Here is an 18,639-nt window from a genome sequence, read left to right on the forward strand (position 1 = left end):
GGAGGCTTTGAAGCGTTGGCGCCAGCTGACGTGGAGCCATAGGTGAAATACCACCCTGTTGTTTTCTGATGTCTAACCTCGATCCATGAAACTGGATCAGGGACCCTCTGTGGCGGGTAGTTTGACTGGGGCGGTCGCCTCCTAAAGAGTAACGGAGGCGCGCGATGGTAGGCTCAGGACGGTTGGAAACCGTCTGCGAGAGTGCAATGGCATAAGCCTGCCTGACTGCGAGACTGACGAGTCGAGCAGAGACGAAAGTCGGTCATAGTGATCCGGTGGTCCCGAGTGGAAGGGCCATCGCTCAACGGATAAAAGGTACGCCGGGGATAACAGGCTGATGATTCCCAAGAGCTCATATCGACGGAATCGTTTGGCACCTCGATGTCGGCTCATCACATCCTGGGGCTGGAGCAGGTCCCAAGGGTTTGGCTGTTCGCCAATTAAAGTGGTACGTGAGCTGGGTTCAGAACGTCGTGAGACAGTTTGGTCCCTATCTGCCGTGGGCGTCGAAATTTGAGAGGAGTTGACCCTAGTACGAGAGGACCGGGTTGAACATACCTCTGGTGTACCTGTCGTGGCGCCAGCCGCGCAGCAGGGTAGCTATGTATGGACGGGATAACCGCTGAAAGCATCTAAGCGGGAAGCCTCCCTCAAGATAAGATTTCTTAGAGCCGTGGAAGACCACCACGTTGATAGATCGGATGTAGAAGTGCGGTAACGCATGGAGCTAACCGATACTAATTGCTCTATTCGCGCTTGAAGAGTCCCACCATCAACGACAATCCTGTCAGGATTGTCCGCGATAAGTGGATGATTGATCAGACAGTATTGCACGGACATCGATTGAAACCCTTTTTGACCTACGCCGGCTTCATTGCTTGGTGACCATGGCGTCAGTGACCCACCCGATCCCATCTCGAACTCGGCCGTGAAACCTGACAGCGCCGATGGTACTTTGGCTTAAGCCACGGAAGAGTAGGACGTCGCCAGGCATTGCAGCCGGCGTAAGGTCGAAAAGAAACCCATTCACAAAGTTAGAGGCCGGCAGCGATGCCGGCCTTTTGCTGTTTTTGCGGCCCCAAACGGCGCCGCGCTCTGGTTGACGCGGGATGGAGCAGCCCGGTAGCTCGTCAGGCTCATAACCTGAAGGTCGTAGGTTCAAATCCTACTCCCGCAACCAGTAACCCCTTTGATTTCCATGATAAAGTTCCCCTCGGGGGAAATCTGGAAGCACGCCTCTGCATCATCGGTTAGCACACCCTACGCAGACGGATTTAATTTCATTACAATCCGGAAGCACCACGCCGAGGCGGCGCGAGAAGCGGCCAACGACCGCCGGTCAGCGGCCGAGGTAAGCAAACCTGTCAGGTGCGTGCTGCAGCAAGAATCTGCGAATCCGCTCGCGCTCCTCCGGCGCGCATCGAGCCATCAGGGCACGAAGTTCACCATCAATCGCCTCACTAGGAGCGCCGAGTTCTTCTGCTTTTTCGTACCAGCTGTGACCAGCGGCTAGATTACCGGCCTCCATATGCAGCGCGCCCAAGAGCGTGCATGGTCGGTAGCTGCTTCGTTCCAGCGCATGCGCTTCGAATGCAAGCGCCATCGCCTCTTCGTGCCGCGCCAGATCTCGCATCGCTCCACCGCGCGTGGTTGTGAGCGCTGATCGCAGTTTCGATTCCAGATTTGGCCTATTCAACGCAGCCGCGGTCAGATCTAGCGATCGCCTCGGTTCTCCTGCCTTCCGCCAGTGGCCGCTGGCATTCACCGCCGTCCAAGGGTCTTGGCTTCGTTCCCATTCTTCGGTGAAGGCTTTCGCTTCGGCAGTGTGCCATGCGTGACTGACCGCATCGGTCCAGCAATAATCGGCCTCGGTTCTCAGCCATGCTACGTCGCTCGGTGAGAGCCGCCGCCCGGCAGCAAGCTCCGAAAGCAGCCTCATGATGCGACGGTACTGATCGGCATCAACATTTCCGATTCCGAAACGATTCCGGAGCTCTTTGGACTCGCGCCGCCGACGAAATACAGGGTCATTTTCGCGCTCGGCAAAATATTGTTTAACTGTCGCGGCTCTGCTTTCCGCAGCCTGCGCAAGGGCCACTGCGTCGTCTGCCGCCTTTTGCTCGGCACGTTCGATCCGCTCTCTACGCTCGGCCTCGGCTTGCTCCGAAAACTCTGACCAATCCCGCTGGCTGATCACGCAAGCGCGAATAGCTTCCAGGCCCCTTTCTGCAAGAAACTGTAGCGTTGCTGCCGAGGGTGACTCGCCGGCTTCGATCTTGCAGAGAATCCCATTAAGCCGTGCGCCAACTTGCCGCGCACCTGGAAGGTCGTCGACCAGATACCGAGCGGCCAAACCGAGATTAGTATTTTGATCGATCATGCTTAAGGCCGGAGTGTGATGGTGCCGACTAACGCCACGGCTATCGAGGCCCAATATGCCTCTATGTCGTTGTGAATATCTTAATCTCAGGCTCGTCGTCGCCCACGAGCTCCGCCAAATTCCGACTGGATTCCAGAGCATCGATCGCTGCCTGGCGGTCAGCTCCGTGGAAGCTTCGGAACAATTTTCACAGCCGTTGCGCCACGGCTTCGCGGCCGACCGGCCTCGAAAAAGACAGAGGATCCAAGAGCGTCACTCAGGTCAGCGAGGCGCGTGCAGATGACGCCGACCGAAGGCCCTGTGGCAAGCTGCGGGCTACCCTTCACCCGCCGCCCCCCGTAGTCGACACCTTCGGCATCGAGTTGAACGGGGATAATCTCTGCACGGGCTACGCCGCCATCAATGACGTCAAGTTCGGCAATCACCGACTGCCACGCTTCCGGGCCATAGGCGCCGTGAGGCTTTTCGGATTGGAAGATAAAGGACGAGAGGCCGTGGAAGAGCGGCGCCCCACGGTAATATTCGATGCCCTGCAATTCAGGCACGCCGTGGGCAACGAATGTGACGGCGCCGGCATCGATCGCTCGGCGGGCGAGGTCGCGCTGCCAAGCCGGCGTATCGGACTTGCGCGGCTCCCAATAATGGCTGTGCAGATAGGCAATCACTGTCGCCCCGCTGGCTGCGGCAATGCGGATGGCGGCTAGATAACGTTCGACGTCGCTTCCGACCAGCGCTCCGTCTGCTCCGCGGCGCAGCTCGTTGACGCCCGGCCTTGTGTCGGTGGCAGCCGCACCATCGCGGATTGCACCCGCCGCCGCCGCGACAAGCGCCACCCGGGCGCGCGCCTGCAACAAGCCGGGAGCGCTCGCTGCAGCGAGGTTGCGGCCGCTTCCGGCATAGACGAGATTTCGGGTCTCCAGCGCGTCAATGGTCGACAATATCCCGCCGCTGCCCAGGTCCCAGGCGTGATTGTTCGACGTTGCGACGATATTGACCCCGATTTTCAGGAGGCAATCGATAACCGTAGGATCGGCGACGTGCAGCACCTCGCTATCGGCAGGCCGCGTCGATTCCCCTGCGAGTGGGCCGGCAATTACCGTTTCAAGATCGGTGAAAACGGCGTCGCGCCCTTTGAACAGGTGCCCGAACGCCTCGAGCTCGCTCCAGCCAAGCTTGCGCAGGTCGGTTTTGATAAGTGATTGGCCGAGCAGGCTGATCCGCAGAGGCCGCTTCCCGGCTCCGGCCAGAACCGGCAGAAGGACGACGGAAACGCCAGCGCCGATGAGGTGTCTGCGGGTAGGCGTGAGCCGGTAGGCTGATGACATGAGTACCGTTCCTCCGCTTCACTCCATACCAAGTGCGTGCAAAGCAGGGCAATGTCATGCACTTTCGGTATGAGCGCATTTGCGACCGTCATAATATTTTTTGGGGGAACAGTTGGCCCTAAGCCAGTGACCGAATCGCAATTTGGGGGGACAATATGACCATCGCATCCGCTCGTTTCATCCGGCGCCGACAGGCCGCGAGGTTTGCCGCCATCGCCGGCATCAGCCTCGCCGCGCTTGCATGGCCTGCGCTCGCTCATGCTCAAGACGCAGAGGATGAGGCGGCAACAGATGCAGCTGGCAGCGGCGAGATCATTGTCACCGGGTCGCGCATCGGGCGCAAGGATGCAGACTCGGTCGGTCCTATTCTGACATTGACGTCGGAAGACATCACCAAGTCGGGCAGTTCGTCGATCGGTGACCTGCTGCAAAAGCTGCCGTCGGCAGGTGTCAGCCTTAATTCCAACGGCACGCAGGGAACCTCCTACGGCGCCAGTTCGATCAACCTGCGCTATCTGGGCGGCGCCGAGGGCAGCGGCAACCGGGTCCTTGTGCTCGTTGACGGGCACCGCTGGGTCGATGGCGTCGGCCAGCGTGGCTTCCGTGACTTCGTCGATCTCAACACGCTGCCGCAGGGAATGATCGACGGTATTGAAATCCTGAAGGACGGTGCGTCCGCCATTTATGGCGCCGACGCAATCGCGGGGGTGGTAAATATCAAGACCGTCCAACCGTTCGACGGGCTGCGAGGATCTGTTCGTGCGGGCGTGACCAGCCACGGCGACGGCGCCGAACTCGGGGGCAAATTGACCGTCGGCAAGACATGGGACCGGGCTTCGGTCATCCTGTCGGGCAGCTATTTTCGGTCGCGGCCCATCCGTACCGACGCACGCGAGCTGACCACGCAGACTTTGGTGCCGGCGACTTCGGTTGGCACCAATCCCAACGGTCTGTTCATCCTGCCGGGCCTGTCGAACAACGCCTATTTCGGCACCGCGACCGGCTTCGCCAATTCTTCAAACCCGATCATCCTCAATAGCGGCGCGACGATCGGCGCCGGGGCGCTCGCCGACAATGCGTTTCATGTCGGAGCGCTGCCAGGCGATTATTACAACACGCAGGCGCAGGGCATCTATTCGGCGGGTCCCTCGGAACGTTACGGCTTTTATGGCCGCTTCGACTATGAGCTTTCGGACAATGTTTCGATCAAACTGGACGGCGTTTACAACCGCCGCAAGTCGAACCAGCTCTTCTCGCCAGTCCTGCTCGATATCGGTGGCTCATCGGGAACCGTGCGCGGATTTTCGATCCCGAACAATCAGGCCTTTAATCCGTTTGGCACTGCTAACGGGGTACCGACCGCCAACGCCATCGGCTTCGCTGCGAACAGCGCCTGGCGCATTCGCAAGGTCATGACCGACGTCGGCAACCGCAACAATCTGCAGGACGTTGAAACGATCCGGGTGTCGGCAGGTCTCGACGGAAGTTTCATGATCGGCGACGGCGAATGGCGCTGGGACGTCTTCGGATCCTATTCGAAAAATGCCATCCACACGACCGCCGAGAATGGTATCAACTACGACAATCTGTTCTTAGGCCTCGGCTCGCCCGCGACCTGCGCAGCGAATGCCGGCTGCGTGCCGATCAACCTGTTCGCACCGATGACGGACGCACAGGCGGCCTATATCCGCTTCACGACGCGCGAATATAACCGCACCGAGCTCTACAATGCCGCATTCAACGTGACGGGCAATCTGTTCGACCTGCCCGCCGGACCGGTGGCGCTAGCGGTCGGCTACGAATATCGTCAGAACCGCGGCTTCGATGCGCCCGATCCGGTGGTCAACGCACCCTCGCTCTACCTCGCCTCCCAATATGCGAAGACGACCGGGCAAACCCGGACCGCGACCGTTGGCAGCTACGACCTCCATGAAGCCTATGCCGAACTCAATGTTCCGGTTTTCCGCAACCAGCCATTTGCCGAGAGCCTCGAGCTCAGCCTCGCCGGGCGCTATTCGGATTACTCGACGGTCGGCAACAAGGTTACCTTGAAGGCAGGCGTCGGCTACCGTCCTATCGAGGACATATTGTTCCGCGGCACTTACTCGCAGGGCTTTCGCGCGCCTTCGATCCTCGAACTATATCAGGGTGCCCGCCAGACAAGCTTCCAGGGGACAGACCCGTGCAACGGCGGCGCATCTGCGAACCCCGGCCTGCCAGGCTGCGCCGGCGTGCCGACCGGATATAACCAAGCCAATTACAACCTCAATGGCCTGATCCCGGGCGTCATCAGCGGCAACCCCGGCCTCAAGCCGGAAACAGCCGACACGTTCAGCGCAGGCATCGCTATCTCGCCGCGCGCGGTGCGCGGCCTGTCGCTGACCGTCGATTACTACAAGATCAAGATCAAGGACGCGATCGCCTCGCAGTCGGCGACCCAGATCCTTCAGCTTTGCGCCGTTCGCGGCGGAATATTCTGCGACCTCGTCAGCCGCGACAGCGGGACCGGCGCGATCCTCGAACTGCTGCAGGGCGCCCAGAACCTCAACTCGATCACCACCGATGGGGTCGACGCCACGCTGCGCTATGATTTCAGCACCAGCATCGGCCGCATCTCGGCGGTCGTCGATGCGTCCTATCTCCATTCGTTCAAGACCACCGCGCCCAACCCCGCGGGAGGCGACCCCATCGTCGACGAGCGCGCCGGCCGCGGCGATGCTCCGCGATCAACCTATCCGCACTGGAAGGGGCAGGCGTCGCTCGGCTGGACCGGCGACACGGTGGATGCGACCTTGCGCGCGCGCTACATTGGCCCGACGAGCGATGTGGTCAACGCGGTCAAGGACGACCGGACCCGGTCGATCATCTACACCGACGTCGAACTCGGCTTCAACATCGGCGACGATACGGCGCGCTTCGCGATCGGCGTGAACAATCTGTTCGACAAGGCGCCGCCTGCTTCTTACGCCAATGCGCCCATCAACTACGACATCTACACCTATGACGCGCGTGGCCGCTTCCTCTACGCCAGCTTCTCGGTGAAGATGTAAACCGATGCGCCGCGCCGGAACCGGCGCGGCCATCACGGAATCAGCGATGCGGGGCGGTTCGACGATGTCAGGCAAGACGCAAAAGTGGCTCGACCGGGTCGAGCGCTGGGGCAATGCCCTGCCCGACCCGGTCTTCATCTTCCTTGGTCTGATCGCGCTGCTGGTCGCCGTATCGGCGGCTGCGGCAAGCTGGGGCTGGAGCGCGGTCAATCCGGTGAATGGCGAAATACTGGTCACCAAAAGTCTGCTTTCGGCGGAAAATATCGGCAAGCTGCTGACCGCCATGCCCGACACCATGGCCAGCTTTCCTCCCTTGGGGCTGATCCTTGTCGTCATGCTGGGGGCCGCCGTCGCCGAGCGATCGGGACTGTTCACCGCCCTGATGACGCGCGCGATGCGCGGCGTGCCAAGCCTCTTTCTCAGCCCGGCGATTTTTCTGATCGGCCTGTTGTCGCATCAGGCCGCCGATGCCGCCTATGTCGTATTGATTCCGCTATCGGCGATCATCTTTGCCGCCGCCGGGCGGCATCCGCTGGCGGGCATTGCGATCGCCTATGCCGGGATATCGGGCGCTTTCGCCGCCAACCTGGTGCCAGGTCAGTTTGACGTTCTGATGCTCGGGATCACGAAAACGGCGACCGCGCTGCTCGTCCCCGATCATATGCTCAACCCGCTCGGAAATTGGTATTTCACCGCCGCGCTCGGATTGCTGCTCGTGCCGATCACCTGGTTCGTCAACGACCGGATCGTCGAGCCCCGGCTCGGTGTGTGGCGCGATCCGCCGCCCGAGGGTGAGATCGACGATCATGCCGATCCCGTGTTGCAGCGCCGCGGCCTGCGCCGCGCGGGCTTCGCTGCTTTCGCGGTGATTGCCCTATTCGCAGCCCTCCTCTTCTGGCCCGGCTATACGCCGCTGGTCGATGCAGGGGCATTGGGGCCGGCCCGGTTCGAACCATTTTACGCCTCGCTCGTGGCAGGCTTCATGCTGCTCTTCCTCGTCAGCGGCTGGGCTTACGGCGCCGCGGTCGGCACCGTCACCTCGCACCGCGACGTGGTCAAGATGATGACCGACGGCCTTGCGACCATGACTCCGTTTCTCGTCATCGCATTCTTCGCCGCGCATTTCATCGCGATGTTCGCCTGGTCGAACCTTGGTCCGGTGCTCGCGATCAACGGCGCCGACTGGCTGCGCGCCCAGCATCTTGCGACCCCGGTGATGCTGATTCTACTGCTGCTAATGTCGTCGATTTTCGATCTCGTCATCGGTTCGGCCTCGGCGAAATGGAGCGCGATGGCGCCGATTGTCGTCCCGATGCTGATGCTGCTCGGCGTCTCGCCGGAAATGACCACGGCCGCCTACCGGATGGGCGATTCGATCTTCAACATCGTGACACCCGTTGCATCGAACTTCGTCCTCGTCCTTGTCCTTGCACAGCGCTGGCGCCGCGATTTCGGGGTCGGGTCGCTAATCGCGCTGATGCTGCCCTTCTCGATGGCAATTGGACTGACCGGACTTTGCCTTGTCGGATTCTGGACCGGGCTCGAACTGCCGGTCGGCCCCGGTGCACCGGCAACCTATATGATGCCTGCGCGGTGACCGCGGCCATGACCGCCCAGGTGATCGCCAACGTCATGGTGCCGATGCGCGATGGCGTGCATCTGGCGACCGACATCTATCTGCCCGCCGGCGCCAAAGACAAGGCCGTGCCGGTGCTGCTCGAACGCACGCCCTATGACAAGACCGGCACCAACCACGCCGACTTCTCGGTCGCCGATCCGGTGCCGCGGTCGAAGCCCGTGATTGCCGCCGATTTCGCAGCGCACGGATATGCATTCGTGTTGCAGGATTGCCGCGGGCGCTATGGCTCGCAGGGCGTGTTCCGCAAATATATGTCGGAGGCGGAGGACGGCGCCGACACCATCGCCTGGATCATGCAGCAGCCGTGGTGCAACGGCCGGATTGGCACGCTCGGCCTGTCCTATGGCGCGCATGTGCAGGCCGCACTCGCGACGCTCGATCCGCCGGGCCTCGCGGCGATGTTCCTCGATTCGGGCGGATTTTCGAGCGCCTATCACAGCGGCATCCGACAAGGGGGCGCCTATGAACTCAAGCAACTGACCTGGGCGCTCAAGCATGCGCTGCTTGCGCCGGAAACGCTGGCTGATCCCGCGCGGCGCGCGGCGCTCGAGGCATCCGACATCCGCGAATGGATCGGCGTCGAGAAATGGCGCCCCGGCCACTCGCCGATCGCGGCGGCGCCGGAATATGAAGATTTCGTCCTCGAACAATGGGACGAGGATCGTTTCACCGACTTCTGGAAACAGCGGGGCCTTTATGCGCGCGGCTGGTACGAGGACTTCGCCGACGTGCCCATGGTGCATATGTCGAGTTGGTATGATCCTTACGCGCTGACCGCTGTGGAGAATTTCGTCGCTCTGTCGAAGATCAAGCGCGGCCCCGTAAAGTTGATTCTCGGGCCGTGGACGCATGGTAAGCGCTCGCTTACCTATTCGGGGGATGCCGACTTTGGGCCGCAGTCGACCCTCGACCATCTGTTTGGTGATTATGGCGCCCTGCGAAAGGCGTGGTTCGACCGTCATATGAAGGCTAGCGCTATCGACCCGCTGCCCGAACCGGTTTACTTCTTCATAATGGGCGGCGGCACCGGCCGGCGCCTCCCGAGCGGGCGGCTCGACCATGGGGGACGTTGGAGCACCGCCGCTTCCTGGCCGCTGCCGACGATGCGCCTGACGCCATTCTATTTGCATCCCGACGCCGCGCTGCGCGAAGCGGCACCAGCCGGTTCCCACACGTCGAGCTTCATTCACGACCCCTATCATCCGGTGCCGACAATCGGCGGCGCGATCGCATCGGGAGCCCCGGTGATGGAAGCAGGGGGATTCAACCAACGCGAAGGACCCGATTTCTTCGGCGCGCGCGAACCCTGGCCCCCCCTTGCCGATCGGACGGATGTGCTGGTGTTTGAAACCGATCCGCTGGGTAGCGACGTCGAACTGACCGGTCAGGCGGTTGCCGAACTTTTCGTAAGCTCGACAGCCCTCGATACCGACGTCATGATCAAAATTGTTGATGTTTATCCGGTGAGCGCCGACTATCCGGAGGGCTATGCGCTCAATATCGCGCATGGCCTGTTGAGAATGCGCTTCCGAGACTCCTTTGAAGTGCCAGAAGTGATGGAGCCCGGAAAGATTTATTGCGTGCAGATTGCCTCGTTCCCGATGAGCAACCGTTTTGCGGCCGGGCATCGCATCCGCCTCGAAATCGCCGGGAGCAATTTCCCCCACTTCGACATCAACCCGGGCACCGACTGGCGCGTCGAAGGGCTCGACCCTGTCGTCGCCGAGAACAGCGTCTATCTGGGCGGTGGTCTCGCCTCGCGCATCCTTCTGCCGGTCATAGCGGCCGCGACAGACTGACGATGCGCAAGCCGCTAGCACCTGCCGGCGTCGAGCCCGACAAGGATGTCAGCTTCCGCGCGCTGCGCGTTTTTGCCGAGATAATGCGCACCGGATCGGCGACCGCCGCTGGCAAGCAATTGTCCCTGTCCCAGCCCGCGGTCAGCCGCCTGATAGCGCAGCTTGAAGCCCAGGTTGGCTTCGATCTCTTCTATCGCGATCGCGGTAAGCTGGTACCGACCGCCGATGGCACCAAGCTGATCCAGGAAGTCGAGCTTTCGCTCTCAAGCCTCGACCGATTCAACAGTCTGGTGCGTGACATTGCGGGCTATTCGGCGGGTACCGTCCGGATTGTCGCGCCGCCGAGCTTTGCCGAAGGCGTGCTGCCCGACATCGTCTCCCGCTTTCGGGAGCGCTTTCCGGGCGTCGAGTTCAGCATCGATTCGCGCAGCGTCGAAACCGCGCGGACGATGATCGCGATGCGTTATGTTGATTGCGGTTTCGTCAAGCTGCCGACCGACGAAAGCGATCTAGCGATCGAGCAGATAGTTTCGAGCGGATCGGTTTGCGTGATGCGCGGCGATCATCCGCTTGCCGGACGCGGCGAAATCACGCCGTCCGACATCGGCCGGCATCCTTTAATTCTGCTCGGCGCGGGGCGCCACTGGCGCACGCAGGTCGATGCCGCGTTCGCCGCCTTTGGCCTCCGCCCTACAGTGGCGATCGAAACGCACACGCACGGTTCAGCCTGCGCGCTTGCCGCACGCGGGAACGGGATGGCGATACTGAACGAATTGCTCGTTAAGCCCTATCTTCACCATCCGCTGGTCGCCCGACCCTTTGATCCGCCAATCGAGCATGAATATGCCTTTGCCGTGTCGAACGTGTCGCGGCCTTCGCGGCTGACGCTGGAATTTCAGAAGGAGGTGCGGGCCTATTTTGCGGCAAGGATGTTGTGAGTGGCACTCTTGGCCTGAGACGGCGGCGGGTACGCGGGGCATGGAGGCGCTTGTTCTTTCGCTCCAGCGCATGGGCTTCGAATGCAATCGCCATCGGCTCTTCGTGCCGCGCCAGATCGCGAATCGCTCCACCGCGCGTGGTTGTGAGCGCCGATCGAAGTGTCGATTCCAGGTCAGACCTGTTCAGCGCGGCCGCGGTCAGATCTAGCGCTCGCCTCAGTTCTCAGCCAACCTAGATCGCTGGGTGAGAGCCGCCGCCCGGCAGCACGGTGCGGTCGTCTCGCGGGGCCTATTGCAGCGCAAACGCGTCGGCAGATATTTCCGTCGCAGCCGGGGGGACCTTAGCGAACCGCAGCGAACCGCTTCCGTCTAGCTTGGGGAACTGCGACCGCGTTCGACGGACCGCAAAGCGACTATGCAGACTTCGAACAGAATCTTTAATGATGTTCATACTGTTTGAGCGCAGTCGCGCGATCATAGGGGGTCAATTCGTCGATGCGATGCTGTTCTATTTTCTCCAGCCAGTTGGGGTCGGCGAGGAGGACGCGACCGAGCGCGACGAGGTCGAATTCACCGCGTTCGAACATCGCAACCAGATCTTTCAAACGCCCCAGCATCGGCGAGGAAATCCCTTCGACGAAATCCTGCATCAGGTCGCGGTCCATGCCGATCGACCCCACGGTGATGACCGGCTTGCCCGTCACTTCCTTGATCCAGCCACCGAGATTTTTGGCATCGCCCGCGTATTCGGGCTCCCAGAAGCGGCGCTGCGAGGCGTGGAAGATGTCGACCCCAGCGCGTGCGAGGGGGTCGAGCCAGCGGTGCAATTCGTCGGGATCGCGCGCAAGCTTGACGTCATAGTCATAGGTTTTCCACTGCGACACGCGGAAAATAATCGCAAATTCTTCGCCAACCGCCGCGCGGCAGGCTGCGACCACCTCTGCGGCGAAGGTCGCGCGGTCACCGATGTCCGGCCCGCCGTAGCGGTCGTCGCGAAAATTGGTCTTATCCCAAAAGAATTGGTCGAAAATATATCCATGCGCGCCATGCAGTTCGATCGCGTCGCAACCGATCGCCTTGGCAGCACGAGCGGACTCGGCGAAAGCTGCGATAGTGTCGGCAATGTCGCGGTCGGTCATCGCCCGGCCGCCCGGCACGTCGGGACCAGCAAAGCCCGACGGGCTGACCAGCTCAGCGTGGGGCGCGTCGGGGTAGTTGAAATCGATACAGCCGCCGACATGCCATAATTGCGGAACAAACATGCCGCCTTCGCCATGGACCGCATCGACCGCGGCCTGCCAGGCGACGAGCGGCGTATCGCCGGCGAAGATGGGGATGGTGTCGGCAGCGACCGTGTGGTCGATCGCAACGCCCGTTCCTTCGGTGATGATCGTGCCGATACCCGCGGCAGCGCGGCGGCGATAATATTCCGCGCCATCGTCGGTCAGCACCCCGCCGGGCGCAAAATAGCGCGACATTGGCGCCATGCAGAAACGGTTAGCCGCTTTCAGCGATTTGCATGCGAAGGGCGCATGCAGGGGAGCGAGCAGGGCGGCAAGATCGTCGAGCGGCGCGGTGGTCATCGGTCAAGCTTTCTTACAAAGGCAAGTATCGCCTCATTATAGGCGGACGGGCTTTCCAGATGCGGCGAATGGCCAGTATCCATGGTGAGCAGCGTGCCTTTCGAGGCACAATTTGCCGCAAATCCTGCAATGGCTGGGTCGGCAATGCTGTCTTTCGCGCCGCCGATCGACAGCACGGGAAAATCGAACGATGCCAGCAAGGCGCGCTGGTCGAGCGTCGCCAGCCCAGCGAGCGTGTCGCTGGCGCGCGGTCCGGTGGCCAGGAATCCGCGCTCGACCCAACCGATCATCGCTTCGCTTGCGCCTTCGCCCGATGCGCCTTCGGCTAGCGCGCGGAAAAAGCCGGGGCGGTCGGCCGTGATCGCAGCGCCGATTCCCAGCACATCCTCGGGCAACCCGCCGTGCGGAAAGCCGTCGCCCTGGACATAGCGCGGCGACGCGCCGCAGGTAAGGATCAGGCCGGCGACGCGATTGCCCAGCAGATCGGCCGCGGCGACCGCGACGGCGCCGCCGAGCGACCAACCGTTGAGCACCACGCGCGGGGCGCCGCAGCGTTCGACGATCGCGGCCACGTCGCCTGCAATCGCGCCGATCGACATATCGCCGAAGTCGCGGTCGGAGCGGCCGCAGCCGCGGTGATCGACGACGATCGCGCCATGGCCCTCGGCAAGCAACGCCTCGACCGCCGAGGCCCAATAATCGCCCGACATGCCCCAACCGTGGATCAGCACAACGGCGAGGCCCGGCGCGCGGTGATGCTCGTAATAGACGCGACCGCCGTCATCGGTGTCGAGATAGGCCATGAAAACTCCTATTCAGGGGCGGACAAGGTCACGCCAGGCAGCGGGTTGAAGTGATACATCTTCACCTTGCGGTGCGCGATCTTCCAAACCCCGCCGCGACGCTCGAACCGATCGAAATAGCTGGCGCTGACGGTCTGTGCCTGCTCGTCGGCGGTGGTGCCGATGCAGTCGACGTCGCACACCCCGGTCGCTTGGTGGTCGCCGTCGAAAGCGATGACAAGATTGGTCGTGAAATGGCTCGACGCGAGCCAGGCGGGCCAGAGAATATCCTTGGTCACATGCGCGATGCCTTCGCTCCCCTCGAATTTGCCGAAGGGCGGGCCGATGTCCCACACCGCGTCGGGCCACCAGATGGCACTGAAGCGGTCCCAATCGTGCTTGTCGAAGCCGTGGCAGTAATCGCTGACGAGATCGTGCATCGCAAATCGGCTTTCGACACGGTCGAGACGCTGCGCGAATTCAGGAGATTTGGACATTTCGGGCTCCTTGCGCCGCAGCGCGTCAGTCGAGAAAAGCGGCAAATTTTTCGCGCGCGGCCGCGAGGCGCGTCGGCACGTGATAACTTGGGAAAGGGCCGTCGAACGGGCGGATATCGCGCAAGATATCCTTTGCGACCCCGACTTTGTGAACCTCGGTAGGACCATCGACAATGCCCATTTCGGGCACATATTGCCACATATCCATCAGCGGCGTTTCGTTCGACATGCCGAGCGAGCCATGGAGATGCAGCGCCCGATAGACGACGTCCTTAAGCACCCCGGGCATCGCTGCCTTGATCGCGCTGATTTCGCGCCGTACCGGTCGCGTATAGGACTTGTCGCGGTCGAGAAGCCAGGCAGCGTAGAGCACATGCAGCCGGAACTGCAGGATCTGCGTATAGCTGTCGGCTATTTTCTCCTGCACCATCTGCTTGTCGGCCAGCCTTTCGCCCTTGGTGGTTCGGCTGACGACGCGCTCGGTCATATAGTCCATCGCCTTGTTGAGCATGCCAACGGTTCGCATTGCGTGGTGGATGCGTCCGCCGCCAAGGCGCGACTGTGCGACCTTGAAGCCCTCGCCAACCGGGCCAAGGCGGCTCGCCTCCGGCACGCGGCAACCGGTGAAGCGCAGGTAGCCGTGGACGCCACTTCCGAGTTCATCCTTTGGCCCGACTGCGGTGTTGCGCACGATCTCCAATCCAGGGGTGTCGTGCGGCACGATCAGCATGGTCGAGCCCTGATGGACCGGGACATCGGGGTCGGTGATGACCATGACGATCAGGAATTCGGCGATACAGGCGTGGCTGGCAAACCATTTTTCGCCGTCGATCACCCACTCGTCGCCGTCGAGGCGCGCCCGGCAGGTGAATTCGGCGGGATCGGCGCCGGCCTGAGGCTCGGTCATCGAATAGCAGGAGACGATCTCGCCATCGAGCAGGGGCTGGAGATATTTGGCCTTCTGATCCTCGGTCCCGAAGCGCGCGAGAATTTCGGCATTGCCGGTATCGGGCGCCTGCGTCCCGAACACCGTCGGCGCGAAGCGGCTGCGGCCGAGAATTTCGTTCATCAAACCCAATTTGAGCTGGCCGAGACCCTTTCCGCCAAGCTCGGGGCCAAGATGACAGGCCCACAGGCCGCGCCGTTTGACCTCTTCCTTCAGCGGCGCCATGGCACGCGCCGCGGGCGAGCGCGGATCGACGTGCGCGCCGGGGTTGCGAAAAACAAGGTCGAGCGGCTCGATCTCTTCGGCCACGAAACCGCGCATCCATTCGAGCTGCGCCTCGAACTCGGGGTCGGTCGAAAAATCCCAGGCCATCAGTCAAGGGTCCTTGCGCGCATGTCCACGCTCATTGCCCCGCGTACCATGCGCCATCGACCCAGAGCTCGGCGCCCGACACATATTTCGCTTCGTCCGATGCGAGATAGAGGCTGGCATAGGCGATATCCATAGGTTCGCCGACGATGCCCATAGGGATCGAGGCCTTGATCGCCGCATCCTGTTCGGGGGTGATGTCGCCGAGGATCGGTGTCTTGATCTGTCCGGGGAAGATCGTGTTGACGCGGATGCCCTGCTTGGCGAATTCGAGAGCGCCTGCTTTGCCCATCACGCGCACCGCGGCTTTGGAGGCGTGATAGGAAATGGCGTTCGGGCTGCCGATCAGGCCGTAGAGCGAGCTTATGTTGACGATCGCCGCATTGCCCGCGGCGAGCAGGGCAGGAACAGCGGCCTTCATCCCCAGAAAGACCGCGGTCTGGTTGATCGCGATCATGCGGTCCCAGCCTTGCTGTGTCTCATCCACGATCCCGCCCGGGTGGAAGATGCCGGCATTGTTGACCAGCGTCGTCAGCTGGCCGAACCGCGCGACGGCGTCGGCAACCGCAGCAGCCCAGCTGGCGGCGTCGGTCACGTCGAGATGAATGAAAGCCGCATTGCCGCCTTCCCCGGTGATGGTATCGACCACCGCCCGGCCCTTTTCGGTCTGAACGTCGCCGATCAGCACCGCGGCGCCTTCGCGGGCATAGAGGATCGCCTGCGCTTCGCCCAGACCGCTTGCGCCGCCCGAGATCAACGCCGACTTACCGTTCAGCCGGCCTGTCATTCTGCACTCTCCCAATCCGTCTCTTTGATAGCGAATCTTGTTACACACTTACTAGTTGAGAACAAGCAACAATATTTTTGATCTCGAAAAATAGGCAAAAAAATGATATTAAACAAATATATGGCCTCGGCATCTTCTGCCTAAATTGCGGCGCTATCAAAATTTGCTTGTCGAAAACAACCAAGTGGGTCATTCTGAAATCGGAGCGTGACTCGCGAGCTTTGCACAGCGCATCCGCGAGAAAAATCACACGCCCGCCGATGGGAGAGAAATGACCATGATCGATCGCGTCAAATCCGTGCGCCTGCTCGCCACCGCCGCAATGGTAGTCTGTCCGGCATCGGCCGCGAGCGCGCAGAAGGCTGGTGGCGAACCGCCGGCCGCTTCGTCCGGCGGCCTCGAAGAAATCGTCGTCACTGCGCGCAAGCGCGAAGAAAGCATGCAGGACGTGCCGGCATCGATCAGCGCGCTGTCGGCGAGCGAGCTTGATCGGCGGTTCGATTCTGATGTCCGCGATTTTGCCGACTCGTCGCCTAACATCGTGATCGACGATACCCAGCAGGGACCAGGCGGCGTAGCTGCAGTCTATATTCGCGGCATCGGGGTTGCCGACGTCGAGAAATCGGTCGATCCCGCGGTCGGCGTGGTGTTCGACGATGTCTATATCGGCCAAAGCTCGGGCAGCCTGCTGAAAGCGATCGATATCGACCGTGTCGAAGTTCTGCGCGGGCCGCAGGGGACGCTGTTCGGACGCAATGCGACCGGTGGGGTCATCAATCTCGCGCGCTCGCGCCCGACCTACGACCTGACCGGCAAGGCCCGGATCACATATGGCCGCTTTGACAGTTGGAAGGTGGAAGGGGTCGCCAGCACCGGACTGTCGGACAATGTTGCGGTGAAGGTCAGCGGCGCATATGAAAAATCCGACGGCTATATCTTCAACAGCTTTCAGAACCAGAACGGTCAGCGATCGGAATTCTACGCCGTCTCAGGCGCCCTGCTGTTCGAACCTACCGACAAGCTCGACATTCAGCTCAGCTACGATCACCAGAAGACGAGGCAGGATCCGCCCCAACTTCTGGCGGTCAACCGGCCGACCGATCTGTTCTGCGTTGCCTACAGCCAATGTTCGCCTGCCCCGGGGGTGCCGACATCGGGTGACCGCTATACCAGCGTTTCGGATGGCCGGCTTGAAAAGAACGCGACATTCAAACTCGATATGGCCATCGCCAAGGCCAGCTACGATCTCGGCTCCGACATGCAGGTCGACTATATTTTCGGCTGGCTGAAAACCAATGAAGCGATCAACCAGGATTTCGATGCCGGGCCGCAGACGCTCTATCACACCGATCGGCCGGCGCGCTGGCGGCAGACGACCAACGAGCTGCGCCTGACGAAGGGCGGATCGGGTCCGCTGAGCTTCGTTCTCGGTGCCTATCTTTGGGATTCGGCCTACACGATCAACCTCAAGAACTATATCGGTTTTGCCGGGCCTGCGCTCCTCACCAGCGCGCAGGACGTCAGGCAGACCAACAAATCGTGGGCGATCTATGGCGAAGCCGACTACGAAATTGTCGATCGGCTGACACTGACGGTCGGCGCGCGCTACACCAAGGACAAGAAGTCGAGCATCGTCAACGATCTGCCGATCTTCTTTTACGACACGACGGTCGAGGAAAATCCGGTCGGAACGGCGCCAGGCGCGATCGTCATGGCCGATCCGGTTCGCGCGAGCTGGTCGAAATTTACGCCGCGCGTTTCGCTTCGCTACGAAATTACCGATCAGGCGATGATATATGCCCTGTGGTCGCGCGGCTATCGAGGTGGTGGGTTCAACGGGCGCCCGTCGACGATCGGCGCTGCTACAATTCCTTATGACCCCGAAACCCTCGACAATTACGAGGCCGGCTTCAAAACCGAGTTCGCGAACGGGCGCGTGCGCCTGAACGGCGCCGCCTTCCTGATGAAATATAACGACATGCAGCAGGACCTCGACGTCCCGGCGCCGGGAACCTCGACCGGACGCGAAAACCGAACGATCAACGCTGCGTCAGCCGAGCTCAAGGGTTTCGAGCTCGATCTGACCGCGCGCCCCGTCGACGGCTTTACGCTCAACGGAAACATTGGCTATCTCGATGCAAAATATAAGGATTTCATGGGCGACATCTACAGCACCGGGACCCCGATCGACGCTAGCTTCCTCAAGATTCGCCGCGCGCCGAAATGGACTTGGAGCGTTGGAGGCACCTATGAGGCCGATATCGGCAGCAACGCGTCGGCGTGGATCTCGGGCGACGTCCACTATATCGGCCCGCACGAGATTACATTCCTCAACAACCCGAACCTGCGTAATAGCGGTCAATATTTGGTCGATGCTTCGATCAACTTACGGTTCGACCGGACAACCATCAGCCTATTTGGGAAGAATCTGGCCGACGAAAAGGGTTGGACGATCGGTTACGATGTTCAGGGAGTGTGGAGCTATGCCGCGCCGCGCCCGCGCCGGACATGGGGTGTCGCCGTGACCCAGACCTTCTGAGCGAA

The 18,639-nt window shown here is 61.5% G+C and carries 12 protein-coding genes, 1 tRNA gene and 2 rRNA genes (1 of these 15 running past the window's edge); 8 read left to right on the forward strand and 7 right to left on the reverse strand.

Annotation, left to right across the window (positions count from 1 at the left end):
* The 3 genes from L0963_RS16025 to L0963_RS16035 all read left to right on the forward strand — a co-directional run.
* A 23S ribosomal RNA gene (locus tag L0963_RS16025) occupies nucleotides 1-761 on the forward strand (it extends 2,032 nt beyond the left edge of the window).
* Nucleotides 762-877: 116 nt separating this feature from the next.
* Nucleotides 878-992: ribosomal RNA gene (gene rrf, locus L0963_RS16030) — 5S ribosomal RNA — on the forward strand.
* A gap of 111 nt (nucleotides 993-1,103) precedes the next feature.
* Nucleotides 1,104-1,180, forward strand: a tRNA-Met gene (locus L0963_RS16035).
* A 159-nt stretch (nucleotides 1,181-1,339) separates the two neighbouring features.
* Here L0963_RS16035 and L0963_RS16040 read toward each other — a convergent pair.
* The gene (locus L0963_RS16040; RefSeq protein WP_234180494.1) at nucleotides 1,340-2,380 is read right to left on the reverse strand and encodes a hypothetical protein; all 1,041 of its coding nucleotides are present in this window, start codon (nucleotides 2,378-2,380) and stop codon (nucleotides 1,340-1,342) included.
* Between the two features lie 158 nt (nucleotides 2,381-2,538).
* Nucleotides 2,539-3,705 (reverse strand): CapA family protein, encoded by a 1,167-nt coding sequence (locus tag L0963_RS16045; RefSeq protein ID WP_186401514.1) that lies wholly within the window; start codon nucleotides 3,703-3,705, stop codon nucleotides 2,539-2,541.
* 155 nt (nucleotides 3,706-3,860) lie between these two features.
* Here L0963_RS16045 and L0963_RS16050 point away from each other — a divergent pair, with 155 nt between their 5' ends.
* From L0963_RS16050 to L0963_RS16065, 4 genes are read left to right on the forward strand one after another with little or no spacing between them, the layout of a single operon-like run.
* Nucleotides 3,861-6,755 (forward strand): TonB-dependent receptor, encoded by a 2,895-nt coding sequence (locus L0963_RS16050; RefSeq protein ID WP_082819865.1) that lies wholly within the window; start codon nucleotides 3,861-3,863, stop codon nucleotides 6,753-6,755.
* A 46-nt stretch (nucleotides 6,756-6,801) separates the two neighbouring features.
* On the forward strand, nucleotides 6,802-8,352 hold the full coding sequence (locus L0963_RS16055) for an AbgT family transporter (RefSeq protein ID WP_217372874.1): 1,551 nt from the start codon (nucleotides 6,802-6,804) through the stop codon (nucleotides 8,350-8,352).
* Nucleotides 8,349-10,193, forward strand: coding sequence for a CocE/NonD family hydrolase (locus tag L0963_RS16060; RefSeq protein ID WP_217372873.1), 1,845 nt, complete (start codon nucleotides 8,349-8,351; stop codon nucleotides 10,191-10,193). Before L0963_RS16055 ends, L0963_RS16060 begins: the two co-directional genes overlap by 4 nt.
* A gap of 2 nt (nucleotides 10,194-10,195) precedes the next feature.
* Nucleotides 10,196-11,131 (forward strand): LysR family transcriptional regulator, encoded by a 936-nt coding sequence (locus L0963_RS16065; RefSeq protein WP_062901470.1) that lies wholly within the window; start codon nucleotides 10,196-10,198, stop codon nucleotides 11,129-11,131.
* A gap of 437 nt (nucleotides 11,132-11,568) precedes the next feature.
* Here the strand turns inward: L0963_RS16065 and L0963_RS16070 are convergent, their stop codons facing one another.
* The 5 genes from L0963_RS16070 to L0963_RS16090 are packed head-to-tail and all read right to left on the reverse strand — an operon-like array spanning nucleotide 11,569 to nucleotide 16,095.
* Nucleotides 11,569-12,714: an oxidoreductase gene (locus L0963_RS16070; protein ID WP_217372872.1), complete on the reverse strand. Its 1,146-nt coding sequence runs from the start codon at nucleotides 12,712-12,714 to the stop codon at nucleotides 11,569-11,571.
* The gene (locus L0963_RS16075) at nucleotides 12,711-13,517 is read right to left on the reverse strand and encodes an alpha/beta fold hydrolase (RefSeq protein WP_217372871.1); all 807 of its coding nucleotides are present in this window, start codon (nucleotides 13,515-13,517) and stop codon (nucleotides 12,711-12,713) included. The genes L0963_RS16070 and L0963_RS16075 overlap by 4 nt, the downstream gene beginning before the upstream one ends.
* An 8-nt stretch (nucleotides 13,518-13,525) precedes the next feature.
* On the reverse strand, nucleotides 13,526-13,993 hold the full coding sequence (locus L0963_RS16080) for a nuclear transport factor 2 family protein (protein WP_217372870.1): 468 nt from the start codon (nucleotides 13,991-13,993) through the stop codon (nucleotides 13,526-13,528).
* Between the two features lie 25 nt (nucleotides 13,994-14,018).
* Nucleotides 14,019-15,311 carry an acyl-CoA dehydrogenase family protein gene (locus L0963_RS16085; protein ID WP_217372869.1) on the reverse strand — a complete coding sequence of 431 codons (1,293 nt, stop codon included), beginning with the start codon at nucleotides 15,309-15,311 and terminating at the stop codon, nucleotides 14,019-14,021.
* 31 nt (nucleotides 15,312-15,342) lie between these two features.
* Complete coding sequence (locus L0963_RS16090) at nucleotides 15,343-16,095, reverse strand: glucose 1-dehydrogenase (RefSeq protein ID WP_186401521.1); 753 nt, start codon at nucleotides 16,093-16,095, stop codon at nucleotides 15,343-15,345.
* 271 nt (nucleotides 16,096-16,366) lie between these two features.
* Here L0963_RS16090 and L0963_RS16095 point away from each other — a divergent pair, with 271 nt between their 5' ends.
* A complete protein-coding gene (locus tag L0963_RS16095; protein ID WP_234180496.1) occupies nucleotides 16,367-18,634 on the forward strand; it encodes a TonB-dependent receptor in 2,268 nt (755 codons plus the stop codon).
* Nucleotides 18,635-18,639 lie beyond the last annotated feature (5 nt).

Source organism: Sphingopyxis sp. NFH-91 (assembly GCF_021401285.1).
Taxonomy (GTDB): Bacteria; Pseudomonadota; Alphaproteobacteria; order Sphingomonadales; family Sphingomonadaceae; genus Sphingopyxis; species Sphingopyxis terrae_A.

What these genes read in the sequence shown, in the direction of transcription:
- L0963_RS16040 (WP_234180494.1), bottom strand. Translation starts at nt 2,380, where the DNA reads ATGATCGATCAAAATACTAATCTCGGTTTGGCCGCTCGGTATCTGGTC.
- L0963_RS16045 (WP_186401514.1), bottom strand. Translation starts at nt 3,705, where the DNA reads ATGTCATCAGCCTACCGGCTCACGCCTACCCGCAGACACCTCATCGGC.
- L0963_RS16050 (WP_082819865.1), top strand. Translation starts at nt 3,861, where the DNA reads ATGACCATCGCATCCGCTCGTTTCATCCGGCGCCGACAGGCCGCGAGG.
- L0963_RS16055 (WP_217372874.1), top strand. Translation starts at nt 6,802, where the DNA reads ATGCGGGGCGGTTCGACGATGTCAGGCAAGACGCAAAAGTGGCTCGAC.
- L0963_RS16065 (WP_062901470.1), top strand. Translation starts at nt 10,196, where the DNA reads ATGCGCAAGCCGCTAGCACCTGCCGGCGTCGAGCCCGACAAGGATGTC.
- L0963_RS16070 (WP_217372872.1), bottom strand. Translation starts at nt 12,714, where the DNA reads ATGACCACCGCGCCGCTCGACGATCTTGCCGCCCTGCTCGCTCCCCTG.
- L0963_RS16075 (WP_217372871.1), bottom strand. Translation starts at nt 13,517, where the DNA reads ATGGCCTATCTCGACACCGATGACGGCGGTCGCGTCTATTACGAGCAT.
- L0963_RS16080 (WP_217372870.1), bottom strand. Translation starts at nt 13,993, where the DNA reads ATGTCCAAATCTCCTGAATTCGCGCAGCGTCTCGACCGTGTCGAAAGC.
- L0963_RS16085 (WP_217372869.1), bottom strand. Translation starts at nt 15,311, where the DNA reads ATGGCCTGGGATTTTTCGACCGACCCCGAGTTCGAGGCGCAGCTCGAA.
- L0963_RS16090 (WP_186401521.1), bottom strand. Translation starts at nt 16,095, where the DNA reads ATGACAGGCCGGCTGAACGGTAAGTCGGCGTTGATCTCGGGCGGCGCA.
- L0963_RS16095 (WP_234180496.1), top strand. Translation starts at nt 16,367, where the DNA reads ATGACCATGATCGATCGCGTCAAATCCGTGCGCCTGCTCGCCACCGCC.